The sequence below is a fragment of the Pseudomonas sp. W2-17 genome (genome assembly GCF_041060445.1).
GTDB lineage: Bacteria > Pseudomonadota > Gammaproteobacteria > Pseudomonadales > Pseudomonadaceae > Aquipseudomonas.
This window is the reverse complement of sequence record NZ_JAUFNS010000001.1, coordinates 477,506-493,846: the sequence shown is the minus strand read 5'-3', so window position 1 is coordinate 493,846 and position 16,341 is coordinate 477,506. Positions and strand designations below refer to the sequence as shown.

Sequence of the window (16,341 nt, the reverse complement as noted above, 5' to 3'; positions counted from 1 at the left end):
CGGGTTGAACGATTACGGGGTCAAGACCAACGCCGGAAGATCAACGATGTGTTGACCCCGCCGAACGCAAAATTGTTGTTCATCACGAACTCGTGGCTCATGTGGCGGGGCTCGCCGCGCAGGTAGTCCAGTTCGCCGCAGCGACTGTCGACCTCGTCGAGGTTGAGCGTGTGGATATAGCGGTCGCGGTTCATCATCTCGATGCTGAACCAGGATTCCAGCGCACCGCAGGCGCCGAGGGTGTGTCCCAAAAAGCTCTTCTGCGAACTGATCGGCATGCGCGAGCCGAACAGGCTTTGCGTGGCAAGCGTCTCGGCGATGTCGCCCTGTTCCGTCGCCGTGCCGTGGCCGTTGACGTAGCCGATGGCGTCGGGCGGCAGGCCTGCGTCTTCCAGCGCCAGTTCCATGGCCCGGCGCATGGTCACTTGTTCAGGGCGGGTGGTGTGCACGCCATCGGCGTTGCTGCCGAAGCCGACGACCTCGGCGTGAATCTTCGCCCCACGCGCCAGCGCGTGTTCCAGCTCCTCAAGCACCAGCATGCCGCCGCCTTCGCCGATCACCAGACCGTCACGCCCATTGTCGTAAGGGCGAGGGCTGGTGTGCGGCGCATCGTTCTTCAGGCTGGTCGCGTACAGCGCGTCGAACACCATGGCTTCGGTGGGGCACAACTCTTCGGCGCCACCGGCCAGCATCAACGGCAGACGCCCGAACTTGATCGCTTCATAGGCGTAGCCCACGCCCTGGCTGCCGCTGGTGCAGGCGCTTGAGGTCGGGATCAGACGGCCGGTGAGGTTGAAGAAGATGCTGATATTCGCCGCCGTGGTGTGCGGCATCATGCGCACGTACGAGTTGGCATTGAGGCCTTCGGCCACGGAGTTCAGCAGCATGTTGCCGAACGCCTTGATTTCGTCGGTGCTGCCGGTGGATGAGCCGCAGGCCACGCCCATGCGCCCGTCACGAATGATCGGGTCGCCCAGCAGGCCGGCGTCTTGCAGTGCTTGTTCTGCGGCGGCGACCGCCAGTCGCGACACCCGGCCCATGCTGCGCAGCTGCTTGCGCGTCCAGTACGAAGGCACCGCGAAGTCATCGATGGGGCCGGCCAGACGGGTGTTGAGTTCGGTGAAGCGATCCCATTCATCCATGCGCCGGATGCCGCTGCGATTGCCGCTGAAATTGGCCTCGATGCTGGCCCAGTCGCTGCCCAGTGAGGTAATGCCGGCCATGCCGGTGACGACAACGCGTTTCATCAGCACAGGCCCCCATTGACGGCCAGCACCTGGCGCGTGATGTAGGAAGCTTCCGCCGACATCAGGAAATTCACCGCGCCGGCGACCTCTTCCGGCGTGCCCATGCGTTGCGCGGGAATCATCTTCATCAGTTCATCGACCGGCACGTTTTCGTCGAGCATGGCCGTGTCGATCAGCCCGGGCGCGACGCAGTTGACGGTGATCTTGCGTTTGCCCAGCTCGATGGCCAGCGCCTTGGCCGCGCCGATCACGCCCGCTTTCGATGCGCTGTAGTTGACCTGGCCGCGATTGCCGATCAGCCCGGACACGGACGTGATGCAGACGATGCGCCCGGCAGCACGGCGGCGGATCATCGGCATCATCACCGGATGCAGCACGTTGTAGAAACCGTCGAGATTGGTGCGAATGACCATGTCCCAGTCGTCATCGGTCAGCGCCGGAAACGCGCCGTCACGGGTCAGGCCGGCGTTGCAGACCACGCCGTAATAGGCGCCGTGGGTGTCGACGTCGGCTTCAAGGATGGCCTTGCACGCAGCACGGTCGGCGACGTCGAATTGCAGCACGCGCGCCTGACGCCCGAGCGCCTCGACTTCACGCTGTACAGCGTCGGCTTCAGCGCGGCCACTGCGGCAGTGCAGCACGATGTCGTAGCCGGCCTGGGCCAGGCGCAGCGCAATGGCGCGCCCGATACCGCGGCTTGAGCCTGTGACCAGAATTGAGTCAGTCATTTACGGCTCCTTCGGCCAGATAGCTCGCCGATTGCGGCGGGCAATAAACATTGAGTCGGGCGCTGACCTGAATGCCGGCACCGCTCAGAGAGCACTCGAACAAGCCCATGCCGCTGTCATCCTGCAACGACCGCCGCGCATGGATGATCAGCTCGCTGCCGACCGGGAAGTGCTCGACATTGCATTCGAATTTGCGCGTGCCCAGCAGGAAACCCAGCTCGACCGGGTCACCCTTCACCCGTGCCTGACAGCCGGCAAACGCCGCAACGCTTTGAGCCATCAGCTCGACGCCGACCCAGGCCGGCAGGCTGCCGTCGGGGCGATTGAACAGCCCGCCGGGCCGAACGATGACGCGGGTGTGGATCTGCTCTTCGTCGAACGACAGCACTTCGTCGATGAGCACCATGTCGCCGGCGTGGGGCAGTAAATCAGCCGGCGGCCACGGGCATGAAGGTGCAGCGGTCATGGGTGCTCCCCGATGATCAGGCTGACGTTGTTGCCACCGAAGGCAAAGGAATTGCTCATCATCCGGCGTGGTGAATGGGGATGCAGGGTGTCGTTTGCCTTGACCCAGTTCAGCGCGGGCAGGCTTGTATCGGCTTCGCCATCCCACACATGAGGCGGCAGCTGATCCTCATTATTTTCAGGGACCAGCACCAGCCAGCAGAACGCGGCTTCCAGCGCCCCGGCGGCGCCCAGGGTGTGGCCGCTCATGGGTTTGGTCGACGAGCACGCCACACCATCGGGAAAGAGCGCGCTGACGGCCAGACTTTCCATCGCGTCGTTGTGCTGGGTTGCGGTGCCGTGCAGGTTCACGTAGCCGATGTCGCCGGCGGTCAGGCTCGCACTGTCCAGCGCCTTTTGCATTGCTTGCCGAGCGCCGCGGCCACTCGGTTCGGGGGCGGAAATGTGGTGGGCGTCCGAAGAGGCCCCGGCGCCAAGCAAGGCAATGCGATGATCGTCTGCTGGCTCGCGCGTCATCAGAAACAGCACGGCCGCTTCGCCAATATTGATGCCGTTGCGATTGCGCGAGAACGGGTTGCAGCGCTCGTTCGACACCGCTTCAAGGGACGAGAAGCCGTTGATGGTCAGCTTGCACAGGCTGTCGACGCCGCCGCACAACACCGCGTCGCACAGGTTCATGTCGAGCAGCCGGCGCGCGCTAAGCAGGGCGCGGGCGCTGGAGGTGCAGGCGGTGGAAATCACGTAGGCCGGGCCGCTGAGGTCCAGCCACGACGCGAGAAAATTGGCCGGAGCGCTGAGCTCCTGTTGGCGGTAGTCGTAGCTGTCCGGGAAGGTTTGATCGGCCAGATAGCTGGCGATCCCGCGGCTCGCTTCGTCGATGCCCGAGGTGCTGGTACCCAGAATGACGCCGATACGGCCACGACCATAACGCGCGATCGCCTGTTGAATATCCGGTTCGATCTGCAGGGCGGCGGCAAGCAACAGCTGGTTGTTGCGACTATTTTGTTGGCCTAGCTCGGCTGGAATGGTGGGCAGGGGGCTTTTCACGCCCGCGACCGGCACCGAGCGATCAGGTATCCAGCCGCTTTCCGTGCGCATGCAGGAGGCGTCCCCGGCGAACAGCGTCCGGGCCACGCTCTGGCGGTCATCGCCCAGTGCGCAGATCAGCCCCAAGGCATTGAGGTATGCCGTCATTGACTCGCCTTGCCTTCGAGCGGGCTGACGACGTATTTCAGTTCGCCGCTTTCCATGCTGATCTTGAAGAAGCCCTCGGAGGCGTAATCGACGAACCAGCGATCATCCAGACTGCGGCCATAGGGACGCAGCTCGACGCCAGGGTATTCAAAGCGCACTTCTTTCAGTGACGTCAGGGCAAACAGCACGGCCGCGAACAACTCGCGCGCTTCAGGATTGGGCGGCAGCAGACCGTCGGCCTTCCAGCGATCTTCGCGAAGCTGCTGGCGCGCCACCGGAATACCGAGGGGGTCCATCAACGAGAAGCGCAGGCCGTGACGTTCCTTCTGGATCACCATCACCCAGTCCTGGCGCTGACCCGCCTGTTCGCGCTGCACATGCAGCTGCACCGGGAATTTGATGTGGGGCGTTTGCGCAGGCAGTGGCGCGTGGCTGGCGCAGCCACTCACCAACAGGACGCAGAGCAACAGAAAGGCGCGAATCATAAGGCTTTACCTTCTAGGGTGGCCGAGAGAGGTTTGCGTGCGACGACATTGATCAGCGTCTCTTCACGTTCCCCAAAGGGCTTGGGTTTGACCAGTTTCAAACGTTCCAGCAGACCGAAATCTTTGGCCCGGCTCCACCAGAGGTAGGGGTATGAAACGTTGTGCGCAGTGAAATGAAAACCTTCATTGCCCAGCATGTCCAGGTATTGCGCGGCGCTTTTCTGGACGTGCATCGGATGACGGAAGAGCCAGCGAATCACCCACGTGTCGATGTAGGCCTCGGTGGACTCGGCGAACAGCAGGTAGCCGCCGGGTTTGAGCACCCGATAAAACTCGGCGAGGGATTTTTCCTGTTCGACCAGATGATGAAAGGTCTGGTGGCAGAAAACCATGTCGACGCTCCCGTCCGCCAGTGGCAAGGCTGCGCAATCGCTGCCGATCAGCTCGACGTTCAAGCCGCGACGCTGGGCTTCTTCAGCGCTGAGTTGCAGGCTAAGCGGGTCGGCATCGATGCCGAAAATCTTCGCCGGATTGAACGCGCGATGCAGGTACTGAAACGACTTGCCCTGGCCGCAACCGGCGTCCAGCAACACCGGGTTCTCTGGCAGCGGCTCACTGAACAGGCTGCGCAGGTCGTCGATGGCCACCCGCAAAACACGGTGCTGCCACGTGTGACTGCGCAGAAACAGAAACCCCAGGCGCGTTTCTTCGACGTAGTTGTCGCTGAAATACTGGCCGCTCATGGGCGAGGGCTCGCGCAGATTTCGGCGAGCATGCGCAGGCGACGCTTGGGCTCGGCGACGAACGGGTTGCGCTCATCCCAGGCGTACCCGGCCAGGATCGAGCTGATCATGCGGCGTATGTCGGGTTGGCTGTCCGGATAGAAAATCACATCCTGAAAACTGCCCTCGTACCAGCCTTCAACGTAAGCGCGGAAGGTGTCCACACCGCGTTTCAGCGGCGCTGCGAACTCGCTATCCCAGTCAACGCGCTCGCCTTGCAGCTGACGATGCAGAACACCGGCCGCCATGCTCGCCGAGCGCATGGCGATGGTCACGCCGGACGAAAACACCGGGTCGAGGAATTCCGCCGCGTTGCCGAGCAAGGCAAAGCCTTGGCCGTGCAGGGTTTTGACGTTGGCCGAATACCCGCCGATGCTGCGCGCCGGGGTGTCCCAGACAGCGTTTTGCAACACGCGGCTCAGGCTAGGGGTCTCGTCGATGAACGCGCGCAGACAGGCGTCGAGGTCATCGGGCTTGCCCGCGAAACGCTCGGCAGACGCCACGACGCCGACCGAACAACGACCGTTACTGAACGGAATCGACCAGAACCACACGTCCTTCAGGGTTGGGTGCACCGTCACCAGAATCTTTTCGCGATCAAAGCGTGGGTCGTCGATGCGGTCTTCGACGTGGGTGAACACCGCCTGACGCAGAGGGAAGTTCGAGGGTGCTTCCAAGTCCAGCAAGCGTGGCAGCACTCGGCCATAACCACTGGCGTCCAGGACGAACGTCGCTTGCACGCGGTAGGCCGTGCCGTCGTCGCGCTGCACGTTCAGGGTCGGCTGCCCGCCGGAGAAGTCCGCGGCGGTGATGGTTTCCCGGTAGCGAACTTCAACGCCCTGGCGCTCGGCTTCGTCGGCCAGCAGTTTGTCGAAGTCGGCGCGCTGCACCTGAAAGGTCGTGGGCTTGCCGTCGCTGAAGGTGTCGCCGAAGTCGAAGGCGCTGTATTGCTCACCGCAGGCGAAGGCCGCGCCGTTTTTCATCTGGAACCCGGCGGCGTTGACCGCTTCCAGCATGCCCGCTTCTTCGACGAAATCCAGGCAATGGGACAGCAGGCTCTCGCCGATGGAGAAGCGCGGGAATTCCTGGCGCTCGATGATCAGCACATCGTGGCCCTGACGTTTGAGCAATGCAGCGGCGGTGGCTCCGGCTGGACCGGCGCCGATCACGACGATCTGGCGACATTCCATTTCAGCTATTGGCACAAGGTTTCCTTTTCGAGTGTTCGACGACATCGATGTCATGCAAATCAAGAGGGCGGTTCATGCCCAGGAGGGCAGGCAACAGGGTGGCGATCAGGCTCATGAGCATCAGCGCGAAATACAGCGACGGGCTGATCAGCCTCTGTTGCAACAGCAGATTGAGAAAGACGATTTCGCTGAGCCCACGGATGTTCAGCAGCAGCGCTTCCTTCCAGCGCACCGCGCCCGCAAACGAAGGCGCCGCCCAACGCACGCCGATCCAGTTGCCCAGCAGTTTGCTGGCGATTGGCAGCACGATCAGCCCCAGCAGAGTCAGCCAGCCCAGTTCGCCGATGGCGCTGTGAATATTGATCTGGACGATGCCGAACGTGAGGATCAGCGGGATCGCCACGCAGTGCTGCATCGCCTTGAACCAGGCGGCTCGCAGCGGCAGGGCGAAGGGTTGTTTGAGCGCGTTCATGCACAGCAGATAGCCGATGCCGACGATGAGCGCGTTGAGGCGGTAGTGTTCGGCGAACATCAGCAGCACGAAGAAAACAGCCCCGTAAACCCTTGGCTGGCGAACCTGCAGCAGCCGTAACAGCAGCGGCACGCCGGCGAGCAGCAGCGGGACAACCAGACTGCTCAGGTGCAGGCTGCCCTGGGCCAGTCCGAACAAGCCCCAGCAGGCCAGATCGATGAGGATCGCGGTTTGCACCAGACGTCGCGTGGCGTGCAGCGGGTAGCCGATGTGATTGAGATAGAGATACAGCACCGGAATGGCGGTGATGGCGAACACCAGTCCCAACGCCAGGCTGCTCAGCCAGCTCGACGCCGGCAAAAGCCACACGGCGCAGGCGACGCCACAGAGAAACGGAACGCAGAAGCTGGGCAGCGCGACTTTCAGGCTCTGCGGGTCGAGACGCACATCGATCACGTCGCTGAGGATATGCCCGAGCACGACCGCGAAACTCACGCCGTACAGGGTTTTCAGCCAGACCGGCGCGACCAGTTGCGCGCCGGTGAGCTGCCACTGCGGCTCGACGAGGAACAGCATCAGCAGCGGGATGGCGAACGTCGCCAGCAGCAACTGGCTGACGATGGGGATCAGGTTCAGCCGGGCGCCGAGTCGGCTGGCCAGTGCGAACAGCCCGAGCACCAGCGCCCAGAACGCGACGATCATCACAAGCGTTTCTCGTGCTGGTTGCTCGCGGCGCTCTCATCCTGACGCGCCGCATTCTCATGCTGACGCCCTGCCCAAGGCGCCAGAATGAAGCTGAAGGCCAGTCCGAGGCTCACCGACAGCCCGAAATTGCTTACCGCCGGGGTGCTGGAGATCGCCAGCAGGCCGAACGACAGCCACGTGGTCGCCGCCGCCAGCAGCGTACCCAGCAGGCTGACAGCCGCGCCGCCAATCTGCTCGCGCATGAGGATCGCGTAGTCGACGCTGATCGCGGTGACCAGCAACAGACCGAACAGGCTGAACAGCGTCAGCGGCTGACCCAGCCAGCCGAGGCTCGCCAGACTGCACACCGCCGCCAGTAGCGGCAGGGCAATCACCCGCAGCGCCCCGCGCAGACCGAATGGCAAAATCAGCAGCAGAACGATCAGTACGCACGACGCCAGCTTCAGTTCGGCGGCGCTGATCTGGGTGGCAGCGAACACCTTGTTCAGATCGCCCAGACGGTCCACCAACTGCACCCCCGGAAGATCCTGCGCTTGCTCGCGCAGCAGCGCCGCATCGTTCAGACCTTGCAGGCTGACGATTCCGGCCACGCCTTCAGCGTTGCTGCCCAGCCACAGCAGGCGCCAGGGTTCGCCCAAAGGCCCGGCCAGAACAGCGTCGATACTTTGAACGGGAAGGGCGCGCAGGTTTGCCAGTTCGTTATTGAGCACCTCCGGTGGCACACCCAATGCGAGCAACGGCTGCCAATGGGCAGGCAGCGTGTCGAGGGCGGCGCGCGCCGCCTGTTGTTCGGCAGGTGTTGCCACCAATTGGTTGAGGGACAGATAACCCTGCAGCTTGCCCTGGGTGACCAGTTGATCGAGCCGCTGGCTCAGCGCGGTCTGACGTTCCAAGAGCTGCTGCTGATCGGCGCCCCGCACCAGGAAGAACTGGCTGGTGGGTTGATAACCGGTGATGCGCGCCACGGATCTGGCCTCGTCGGTCAGGCTCTGCGGCGCGGCGATCCACTGGCGGATGTCATTCCTGGTGGTCAATTGCAGCAGGCCGGCTGCGCAAAAAATGAGCAACGCCCCCAGCAGCACCGGCGTGCCCACGCGAGTGAGCAGTCGGGCGCGTGCGTTCATCAAGGCTTCAGCGATCTTCAGCGGCCATTGCGCAGGGCGCAACTCGACACCGTTGAGCAGCGCCGGCAGCAGGCACACCGCTGTCAGATAGGCGCCGACCAGACCGGCCGCCGAGAACACGGCGATCTGGGTCAGGGCGGGGAAGGGTGTCCAGGCGAGGGCCAGATAGCCGATGCAGCTGGTCGCCAGACTCAGGCTCAGGCCCGACAGCGTCAGACGCAACGCCTGCCAGCTACGCCAGGGTTTCAGGCTCCAGCTTTTGGAGAGGTAGTGCAGCGGATAGTCCACCGCCACGCCGATCAGGCTTGAGCCCAACACCAGCGTCATGACGTGCATCTTGCCGAACAGTGCGACGCAGGCCGTGGCGCCGAACAGCATGCCGACCATCACCGGAATGAACGCCAGCAACACGCGCCAGCGTTTGAACGCCAGCAGCAGCAACAACAGAATGCCCAGCGTGGCACCGCCACCGACCCAGGTAATTTCTCGCGTGGCCTGTTGCTGGCCGTGGGCGGCGTACAGCAGTCCGCTGGCGGCCAGCAGTTGTGCGTCGCTGGCGCTCGCCTGTTGGCGCGCCTCGTCCAGCAGCGCGGAGACATGCAGCGGCAAGCGCATGTCGAAGGCGTCGGCGCGGGTCCGGGCGCGGAGCAGGACCCAGCTTTTGCCGTCGGCCTTGGCGATCAGCGCGCCGCTGCCGATGTCCAGTTGCACCGAGCCGTGCATCGGCTGGCCGTTCTGAATGCGCCCTGTCAGCCCGAGCCAGTCTTCCTGGCTGGGCACCAGACTAAAACCGCCAAACGGATCGAACAGGCTTTGCACGCGCTGCTGAATAAACGCTTCGGGGTGTTCGATGAGTTCGGTGCGGTCCTTGGGCGGCAGCATCGCCAGACGACCGCGCAGCAATTGTTCACGCAGCGCCGGAAGATCGGCCTGCACGTTCCACTGGACCTTTTCGAAGAGCCCGCTGGCCTGCCATTTGTCGCTCAGCTGCCGCGCCAGCTCGACGGCCTTTTCGGCATCGGCGTGACCCACCAGCACAAGCATTTCGCGGTTCATCGGCTCCTGAATGCGCTGTTCAGCGCGCAACTCCAAGGCGTCCGGCGTGCTGCCGGGGACCAGTTCCATGAGGTTGGCCGACAGCGGCGCGCCATGACGCCATTGCCAGCCGGCGAGCGCGAGCACGGCCAGCAAGGCAATCAGGAAAAGGCGCGGCAGCAGGCGTTCAATCGGCAAAGTCAGCGCGCTCCGAATCGCTCAGCGGCTGGGCACTGGAGCTGTCGATCATCTTCAGCAGCGTGCTGTCGCCTTGGGTTTCAAGCAGCTCGATACGCTGCACCAGTGCGCCGCCATTGATGTTGATCTGGTTGAACACCTGTTTCAGCAACATTGAGCGCGGCACCAGGGTCAGTTGCCAGGCTTGGGCGTCACCACTCAACTGCACGTCAAAATCACGCTGCAGGCCGCTGCTGTCGCCCTGTAGAACCGCGAGAAACAGCCGGTTCTGCTCGGCGCCTGCGCTTTTGCCCGGCAGCATCTGCCAGCCGCCATCGGCGTCGCGACGGGCAATGCCGGCGGCGGTGATGCGGTAATCCTGTTTGAGCGGCGTATCGAGCAGCCAGAGCAGGCCTGAATCTTTGGCCAGCACGAAATTGCCTTTGCTGATCAGCGGCTGGGGCAGGGAACGCAGGTGTTTTTCCTGCACGAAGGCGCCGTGGATGACGGCAGGTTTGGCCAGTTGATCGCTCAGTTGTTGCAGATCGAAGGCGTGGGCCAGCGAGGTCAGCGTGAGCAGCATCAAGCTGAGGAGGACTTTGAAGGCACTCATTTCAAAGCTCTCTCGACCGCTTCCACAAACACCTTGGGGCACGCCAGTTGCATCTCGCGGGTGCTCACGTCGACGGCCACTTGCACGGTGCTGGCGCGGGTCAGCCGCTCGCCGTTCGCGATGTCGGTGATCAGGTAGTCGATCTTCAAGCGGTTCTCCCACTCCACGAGGCTGGCGCGCACGTTGATGCGCTGGCCGAACACCGCGCCGCGCACATAGCGCAGTTGCAGGTCGATGACCGGCCAGGCGTAACCCGAATCGAGCATGTGCGTGTAGTTGTGGCCGAGTTTGTCGAGCAGCGCGCAGCGCGCCACTTCCAGGTATTTAACGTAGTGCCCGTGCCAGACGACGTGCATCGTATCGACGTCGAAAAACGGCACCAGGATTTCGGTGTCTTCGTGAATCACGCCTTTGCTACGCATGCAGCCTCCAGTGATGTTCGGCGATACGTTTCAGGCACAGCCGCAGCTCGCCTTCCAGCGCGCGGTCTTCGATCACCGGCGGGAAGTCCTCGCGCAGTTGTTCGTGCATCGCGGCGAGTGCGGGCGGCAGCGGGCGCGCATCGGCATCGCGGCTGCGCAACCAGACGCCCTGATTGGCGGCGATCAGCGCGGCGGCAGCAACCTGCTCGGTCAGCTCCAGCACGCGAATGGCGTCGCGGGCGGCGATGGTGCCCATGCTCACCTTGTCCTGGTTATGGCATTCGGTGGAGCGGGAAAACACGCTGGCCGGCATGGTGTTTTTCAGCGCTTCGGCGGTCCAGGCGCTGGTGCCGATCTGCACGGCCTTGAAGCCATGGTTGATCATTGCGCGGTCCGCCGGGGCGCCGGACAGGTTGCTTGGCAGGCCGTGGTTGTAACGCTCATCCACCAGCAACGCGAGCTGGCGGTCCAGCAGGTCGGCGACGTTGGCAACGAGATTCTTCAGGCTGTCCATGGCGAACGCGATGTGGCCGCCATAGAAGTGACCGCCATGCAGTACGCGTTCGGCTTCGGCGTCGATGATCGGGTTGTCATTGGCGCTGTTCAGCTCGATTTCGATGAAGCTGCGCAGCCAGTTCAGGCTGTCCGCCAGCACGCCGAGCACGTGGGGCGCGCAGCGCAGGGAGTATCGGTCTTGCAGGCGATGCAGCGGGGCGGTCGGCGCGTCAATGGCCAGATCCTTGCGCAGCCAGGCGGCCACTTGCATCTGCCCCGGATGCGGTTTTGCAGCAAACAGGCGCTCGTCAAAGTGCTCGGGATTACCTTGCAGCGCCACGACGTTCATCGCGGTAATGCGGGTTGCCAGTTGCAGCAGATAATCGGCGCGGGCGAAAGCCAGGCATGCCAGACCGGTCATGACCGCGGTGCCATTCATCAAGGCCAGGGCTTCTTTAGGCCGCAGCACCAGTGGGTCCCAGCCCAATTGACGATGCACATCGGCAGACTGCCGACGCTCGCCGTTGAACAGCACCTCGCGCTCGCCGGACAGTGTCGCGGCAACGTAGGAGAGCGGCGTCAGATCACCACTGGCGCCCACCGAACCTTCTTCCGGAATCAGCGGCAGGATGTCGTGGTCGAGAAAGGCTTGAAGACGCTCGAGCAACTCGACGCGCACGCCGGACACGCCGTGGCACAGCGAGCGCAGACGCGCGGCCAGCACCGCGCGGGTGGCTTGGGCATCGAGCAACTTGCCGAGCCCGCAACCATGAAAGGTGTACAGATGACGAGGCAGCGCTTCGACATGTTGCAGCGGCACCGCGACCACGCACGAATCGCCGTAGCCGGTGGTCACGCCGTAGATCACGCCTTCCTTGTCCAGCAACGAATCAAGAAACTGCGCGCCCTTGGCGATGCGCTGGCGGTAGGCGCTGCCGTTCTGCAACGCCGTTGGCCGCTGGCGGTTGGACAGCGCCAGTACGTCTTCGATGCGCAGGTGGCCTTCGCCGAAAATAATGGGCTCAGGTGCTTGGTTCGTCATCGGATTTCCAGAACGGGTAGAAGTTGAACCACTGCTGCGGCGCTTGCACGCAGTAGTGCGCCAGACGGTCGGCGTAGCGTTGGGTCCATTGGGTGATCACTTGCTGGCGATCGCTGCGCCGCCATTCGATGGCCATGGCGAACGGTTCGAGAATGACCCGGTAGCCGGTCGCGCCCTTGAGGCAGAAAATCAGGTTGATCGGGCATTTCAGCAAGCCGGCCAGCAGCCATGGGCCTTGGGGGAACGCCGCCTGATGGCCGAGAAAATCGACCCGCGCGTTGCGCCCGCCGTGCAGCGGGACCCGGTCACCGGCGATGGCCAGCCATTCGCCGCGATCCAGGCGCTGACTCAGCTGCAGCATGATCGCCGGGTCCAGTTCGCTGACCTGAATCAGCCGCAAATTGGTCGCGCCGGCTTCGCCCAACAGACGGTTGAAACGCTCGGCGTGCTTGGTGTGCACCAGCACGTTCATGGTGACTTTTTCGCCCAGCTCGGCCAGCGCCCGACAGACTTCAAGGTTGCCCAGGTGCGCGCCCACCAGCATCTGCCCGCGCTCGCCGCGCAACTGGTCACGCAAGTGCGCGTCGTCGATGATTTCGATCTGCTCCAGACCGAGCTTGCCGTTCCACACGTCCAGCTTGTCGAGCAGGGCGTCGGCGAACGCCATGAACTGCCCGAACACGCGCCAGTGCGTGGGTCGCAGCTCCGGCTGCTGGGTCCAGTCGGCCAAGTGCTGTTGGTACTGCCAGGCGCTGCGGCGAGCGCGGCGGCCGAACAGGAAAAAGTACAGCACGATGCCGTGCAGGATCGGGCTGAGCACCCGACGCCCCAGGACTTTGACGCCCCAGGCGGTGAGCTTCATCAGCAGGAAACTGCCACGCTCTTCGTGGGCTGCCCAGTGCTGCTTCTGATCGGCATCACTCATGGCAACCACCGCCGCCAGAGGATCAGCGGAAAGCGCCCGAGCATGCCGAAGAACAGCTTGGCGTGCATCTTCGAGATGAGGGCGTTGTCGTGAAACAGCCGAAAATGCGAGAGGCCGTCCTGGGGGTAGTGAACCTTGGTCGGGAGCCAGCGCATCGGCTGATTGCGCCACGACAGGCGCACCAGGATTTCCGGGTCAAAGTCCATGCGCTTGCCCAGATTCACAGTGTCGATCAGGTGCAGCACCGGTTTAAGCGGGTAGACCCGAAAGCCGCACATGGAATCGGGAATCTGCAGTGACAGGCTGTTGATCCAGACCCAGACGTGGGTCAGGTAGCGCGCATACAAGCGGCCTTTGGGCACGCTGGCGTCGTACTGCGGATAACCGCAAATCAGCGACGTCGGGTGCTCGCGGGAATGATCGAGAAACACCGCGATGTCGTTCAGATCGTGCTGGCCGTCGGCGTCGACTTGCAGGGCGTGGCTGAAGCCCAGTTTCGAGGCTTCGCGCAGGCCGGCCATGACCGCGCCGCCCTTGCCCTGATTGACCGGCAGCTTCACCAGAAAGACATTGGCCTGTTGGGCGAGGGATTCAAGCACGGCGGCGCAGGCCGGGCTGCTGGCGTCGTCCACCAGCACGCAGGGCAAGCCGGCGTGCAGCAACTCCTGAACCACGGCCGGTACGGCGAGTTCGTGGTTGTAGACCGGGATTACGGCGCAGGGGTTATGCATAAGCGACCTCTTCCTTGAATGTGCAGAGCTCATGCATCCGCGTTCACCAGTAAAATCCGCCCGCTGGAGCAGGCCGCTTCGCCGTTGCGATAGGCAAAATGCAGCTTGCTGCGGTCGGGGTCGAAACGCAGGGTCAGGTTGAGGCGATCGCCGGGGCGCACCAGTTGTTGAAACTTCAGCACTTCCATGCCGGCAAAGCGCGGCGGCAGGTCCATCAGGCGCTGAGACAGGTTCATCGCCCAGTCGACCTGCACCACCCCGGGCAAAATCGGCGTCCCCGGGAAGTGGCCGGGGAAATGCGCGAGGTCCAGAGGGACGATCAACTCCAGTCGCCACTCATCGTCGTGCTGCTCCTGGGCGACCAGATCAGGGGCCTGAGTGCGCGGCGACACCAGCAGGGTCTCAATCAGCGCTTGCGGCAACTTGCCCTGGGCATTGAGGGGCAGATGGCTCAGCAGCCGCCAGCGACGGGGCAATGCCAGCGCTTCGCAATGCGGCACCAGATGCTGACGCAGCGCCTGGGTCAGCGCCCGCCGACCCTGATTGCGCAACGCGTGCACGCCGCTGGCGCTCAACACCACCAATGCGCCCAGCGAAGCCCGGTTTTCCCGGACCACGCCGAGGCGTGCTTCGCTGACCCACTCATGGGTCGCGAGCGCTTGCTCCAGAAGCGGCAGGGAGATGCGCTTTTCTTCCAGCTTGACGATGCGGTCCAGTCGGCCCAGCAGCTGGAAACGACCGTCTTCCAGAAAACGCACCGCGTCGGCTGTCTGCTCGACATGGCCGCTCGGCAGGTACGGCGACTCGATCCGCAGGGCGCCGTCGTCATCCTGGCTCAAGGTGACGTCGTCGAAAGCGCGCCACAGCGGGTCGCCCTGGCGCCAGGCGATGCCGCCGGTTTCGGAGCTGCCGAGTATTTCGCTCGGCCACTGCCCAAGCCGCTGATGCAGGCTCGCAGCGGCGTCGGCTGGCAGCGCACCGCCGGAGGAGAACACCCGGCGGACGGAGCTCAGGTGGGGCCAGTCGAGATTGTCGCCCATGCGTTTGAGCAGTGCAGGGCTCGCCACCCAGGCGAAGGATTCATGATCGCGGCTGGTGCGTTGCAGGTCTTCGGGAAACGGCAGTTGCTGGCGCACGAAACTGCGTCCGGCGCACAACGGCCACAACACCCTGAACAACAGGCCATAAATGTGCTGCGCCGCCACGCTGCCGATGATGCAGGCATCGCCCAGGTCGGCGCCCCACAAGCGTTCGAGTGCGCTGACTTCGTTGGCCAACTGGCGCAGCCGCTTCTCGATCAGCTTGGGTTCGCCGCTGGAGCCGGACGTGCACAGGCTCAAGCTGCACTCATCCAGATCGAGCGCGGCAGGGGGCAGCGGATCGGCGTTCAGTTGAGCGAGGCGAGTGTCGTCCGGCATATCCGTCAGCCACAGGTCGACATGATCTGCCCAGCGCTGTCTCGTTTGCGCCTGCAAATCCGAAGGCAGCAGCACCGCCACGCCAGCGCGCCAGGCCGCAAACAGCGCGATGGCCAGTTCTGCGGCGTCTTCGAGATGGACCGCCAGGCGTGTCACGCCACGCTGCTGCAATGCCGCGGCGACACACAGCGCGCGTTCCTGCAACGCGGCATGGCTGAACGCCGGAGCATGGGCAACGACGCGCTGTGGATGAGCGTCAAGCAACAAGTGTTCGAGATCGATCCAGCTCATGCCCGACCCCGGACGCGCTGACGAACGATCCATTCACCCGCAAACAGCAGGCCCATCAAGCCGTAGGCAATGAGCCCCGTGTATAACGTCCACCAGCTCAACGGTGCCCAGAGGGTCAGCGCGGCGGCGGCAAGGCCATTGAACAGGAAAAACAGGCACCAGACGCGGGTAACCTGCCGCGTGTAGCGGACCACGACGGGCGGCAGGTCGGGCTCCGTCAGGCGCGCCAGTCGCTCGATCAGCGGCATGCCGCGCATCAGGCTCAGTCCGAACAGGGTCAGCATGAAACCGCTGATCAGCACGGGGTACCAGCGCAGCAATTGCGGGCTGTTGAACAGCCCGAGCAGCAGGCAAAAGCCCATCGCCGTCAGCGCCATCGACACACCGCCCGGACGTCCCTCGCTGGTCAGCGCACGCACCGCCCATAGGGCACCAAGCAGCAGCGCGAATTGCCAGGGGGCGAAGTGGCCCATGCCGAAGTAGACGGCAAACGGGTACAGCACACCTGCGAGCACCAGGACCAGGCCAATCAGTCGACTCATGCGGCGCTGTGGACCAGGCGATAGACCGCCTCGACGACATCGCCCACGGTGCGCACCGACTTGAATTCTTCGGCGGCGATCTTCTTGCCGGTCTTGCGCTTGATGTGGTCGATCAGGTCCACGGCATCGATGCTGTCGATTTCCAGGTCCTGATACAGGTTGGCTTCGAGGGTGACGCGCTCGGGCTCGAGCTCGAACAGCTCAACCATCGACGAGCGCAGGGTGTCGAAGATGTCTTCACGGGATTGCATGTTCTGT

At 63.7% G+C, this 16,341-nt stretch carries 17 protein-coding genes; all 17 read right to left on the bottom strand.

The window, feature by feature from the left end; translation table 11 throughout:
* Positions 1-20 precede the first annotated feature (20 nt).
* The 17 genes from QWI20_RS02210 to QWI20_RS02130 are packed head-to-tail and all read right to left on the bottom strand — an operon-like array spanning position 21 to position 16,334.
* Positions 21-1,247, bottom strand: a complete 1,227-nt coding sequence (locus tag QWI20_RS02210; protein WP_369303960.1) for a beta-ketoacyl-ACP synthase — start codon at positions 1,245-1,247, stop codon at positions 21-23.
* On the bottom strand, positions 1,247-1,975 hold the full coding sequence (fabG, locus tag QWI20_RS02205) for a 3-oxoacyl-ACP reductase FabG (protein ID WP_369303959.1): 729 nt from the start codon (positions 1,973-1,975) through the stop codon (positions 1,247-1,249). Before fabG ends, QWI20_RS02210 begins: the two co-directional genes overlap by 1 nt.
* Positions 1,968-2,441 (bottom strand): 3-hydroxylacyl-ACP dehydratase, encoded by a 474-nt coding sequence (locus QWI20_RS02200; RefSeq protein ID WP_369303958.1) that lies wholly within the window; start codon positions 2,439-2,441, stop codon positions 1,968-1,970. Before QWI20_RS02200 ends, fabG begins: the two co-directional genes overlap by 8 nt.
* Positions 2,438-3,634, bottom strand: coding sequence for a beta-ketoacyl-[acyl-carrier-protein] synthase family protein (locus tag QWI20_RS02195; protein ID WP_369303957.1), 1,197 nt, complete (start codon positions 3,632-3,634; stop codon positions 2,438-2,440). The genes QWI20_RS02200 and QWI20_RS02195 overlap by 4 nt, the downstream gene beginning before the upstream one ends.
* A complete protein-coding gene (locus tag QWI20_RS02190; protein ID WP_369303956.1) occupies positions 3,631-4,119 on the bottom strand; it encodes a hypothetical protein in 489 nt (162 codons plus the stop codon). The genes QWI20_RS02195 and QWI20_RS02190 overlap by 4 nt, the downstream gene beginning before the upstream one ends.
* On the bottom strand, positions 4,116-4,862 hold the full coding sequence (locus QWI20_RS02185; RefSeq protein WP_369303955.1) for a class I SAM-dependent methyltransferase: 747 nt from the start codon (positions 4,860-4,862) through the stop codon (positions 4,116-4,118). Before QWI20_RS02185 ends, QWI20_RS02190 begins: the two co-directional genes overlap by 4 nt.
* Entirely contained in the window at positions 4,859-6,106 is a 1,248-nt protein-coding gene (locus QWI20_RS02180) for an NAD(P)/FAD-dependent oxidoreductase (RefSeq protein WP_369303954.1), read from the bottom strand. Before QWI20_RS02180 ends, QWI20_RS02185 begins: the two co-directional genes overlap by 4 nt.
* The gene (locus QWI20_RS02175; RefSeq protein WP_369303953.1) at positions 6,093-7,268 is read right to left on the bottom strand and encodes a sodium:proton antiporter; all 1,176 of its coding nucleotides are present in this window, start codon (positions 7,266-7,268) and stop codon (positions 6,093-6,095) included. Before QWI20_RS02175 ends, QWI20_RS02180 begins: the two co-directional genes overlap by 14 nt.
* Positions 7,265-9,625: an MMPL family transporter gene (locus QWI20_RS02170; RefSeq protein WP_369303952.1), complete on the bottom strand. Its 2,361-nt coding sequence runs from the start codon at positions 9,623-9,625 to the stop codon at positions 7,265-7,267. The genes QWI20_RS02175 and QWI20_RS02170 overlap by 4 nt, the downstream gene beginning before the upstream one ends.
* Positions 9,615-10,217 (bottom strand): outer membrane lipoprotein carrier protein LolA, encoded by a 603-nt coding sequence (locus QWI20_RS02165; RefSeq protein ID WP_369303951.1) that lies wholly within the window; start codon positions 10,215-10,217, stop codon positions 9,615-9,617. The genes QWI20_RS02170 and QWI20_RS02165 overlap by 11 nt, the downstream gene beginning before the upstream one ends.
* Positions 10,214-10,639 (bottom strand): acyl-CoA thioesterase, encoded by a 426-nt coding sequence (locus QWI20_RS02160; protein WP_369303950.1) that lies wholly within the window; start codon positions 10,637-10,639, stop codon positions 10,214-10,216. The genes QWI20_RS02165 and QWI20_RS02160 overlap by 4 nt, the downstream gene beginning before the upstream one ends.
* Positions 10,632-12,176: a histidine ammonia-lyase gene (gene hutH, locus QWI20_RS02155; protein ID WP_369303949.1), complete on the bottom strand. Its 1,545-nt coding sequence runs from the start codon at positions 12,174-12,176 to the stop codon at positions 10,632-10,634. Before hutH ends, QWI20_RS02160 begins: the two co-directional genes overlap by 8 nt.
* Positions 12,157-13,101 carry a glycosyl transferase gene (locus tag QWI20_RS02150; protein ID WP_369303948.1) on the bottom strand — a complete coding sequence of 315 codons (945 nt, stop codon included), beginning with the start codon at positions 13,099-13,101 and terminating at the stop codon, positions 12,157-12,159. Before QWI20_RS02150 ends, hutH begins: the two co-directional genes overlap by 20 nt.
* Positions 13,098-13,832 (bottom strand): glycosyltransferase family 2 protein, encoded by a 735-nt coding sequence (locus QWI20_RS02145; protein WP_192171187.1) that lies wholly within the window; start codon positions 13,830-13,832, stop codon positions 13,098-13,100. The genes QWI20_RS02150 and QWI20_RS02145 overlap by 4 nt, the downstream gene beginning before the upstream one ends.
* 29 nt (positions 13,833-13,861) lie before the next feature.
* Positions 13,862-15,541, bottom strand: a complete 1,680-nt coding sequence (locus tag QWI20_RS02140; RefSeq protein WP_369303947.1) for an AMP-binding protein — start codon at positions 15,539-15,541, stop codon at positions 13,862-13,864.
* The gene (locus tag QWI20_RS02135; RefSeq protein ID WP_369303946.1) at positions 15,538-16,083 is read right to left on the bottom strand and encodes a hypothetical protein; all 546 of its coding nucleotides are present in this window, start codon (positions 16,081-16,083) and stop codon (positions 15,538-15,540) included. The genes QWI20_RS02140 and QWI20_RS02135 overlap by 4 nt, the downstream gene beginning before the upstream one ends.
* A complete protein-coding gene (locus tag QWI20_RS02130; RefSeq protein WP_369303945.1) occupies positions 16,080-16,334 on the bottom strand; it encodes an acyl carrier protein in 255 nt (84 codons plus the stop codon). The genes QWI20_RS02135 and QWI20_RS02130 overlap by 4 nt, the downstream gene beginning before the upstream one ends.
* Between the last annotated feature and the right edge of the window lie 7 nt (positions 16,335-16,341).

Bases quoted from the DNA above. Each gene is read 5' to 3' on its own strand.
- QWI20_RS02210 (WP_369303960.1), bottom strand. From the start codon at position 1,247: ATGAAACGCGTTGTCGTCACCGGCATGGCCGGCATTACCTCACTGGGC.
- fabG (WP_369303959.1), bottom strand. From the start codon at position 1,975: ATGACTGACTCAATTCTGGTCACAGGCTCAAGCCGCGGTATCGGGCGC.
- QWI20_RS02200 (WP_369303958.1), bottom strand. From the start codon at position 2,441: ATGACCGCTGCACCTTCATGCCCGTGGCCGCCGGCTGATTTACTGCCC.
- QWI20_RS02195 (WP_369303957.1), bottom strand. From the start codon at position 3,634: ATGACGGCATACCTCAATGCCTTGGGGCTGATCTGCGCACTGGGCGAT.
- QWI20_RS02190 (WP_369303956.1), bottom strand. From the start codon at position 4,119: ATGATTCGCGCCTTTCTGTTGCTCTGCGTCCTGTTGGTGAGTGGCTGC.
- QWI20_RS02185 (WP_369303955.1), bottom strand. From the start codon at position 4,862: ATGAGCGGCCAGTATTTCAGCGACAACTACGTCGAAGAAACGCGCCTG.
- QWI20_RS02165 (WP_369303951.1), bottom strand. From the start codon at position 10,217: ATGAGTGCCTTCAAAGTCCTCCTCAGCTTGATGCTGCTCACGCTGACC.
- QWI20_RS02160 (WP_369303950.1), bottom strand. From the start codon at position 10,639: ATGCGTAGCAAAGGCGTGATTCACGAAGACACCGAAATCCTGGTGCCG.
- hutH (WP_369303949.1), bottom strand. From the start codon at position 12,176: ATGACGAACCAAGCACCTGAGCCCATTATTTTCGGCGAAGGCCACCTG.
- QWI20_RS02150 (WP_369303948.1), bottom strand. From the start codon at position 13,101: ATGAGTGATGCCGATCAGAAGCAGCACTGGGCAGCCCACGAAGAGCGT.
- QWI20_RS02145 (WP_192171187.1), bottom strand. From the start codon at position 13,832: ATGCATAACCCCTGCGCCGTAATCCCGGTCTACAACCACGAACTCGCC.
- QWI20_RS02140 (WP_369303947.1), bottom strand. From the start codon at position 15,541: ATGAGCTGGATCGATCTCGAACACTTGTTGCTTGACGCTCATCCACAG.
- QWI20_RS02135 (WP_369303946.1), bottom strand. From the start codon at position 16,083: ATGAGTCGACTGATTGGCCTGGTCCTGGTGCTCGCAGGTGTGCTGTAC.
- QWI20_RS02130 (WP_369303945.1), bottom strand. From the start codon at position 16,334: ATGCAATCCCGTGAAGACATCTTCGACACCCTGCGCTCGTCGATGGTT.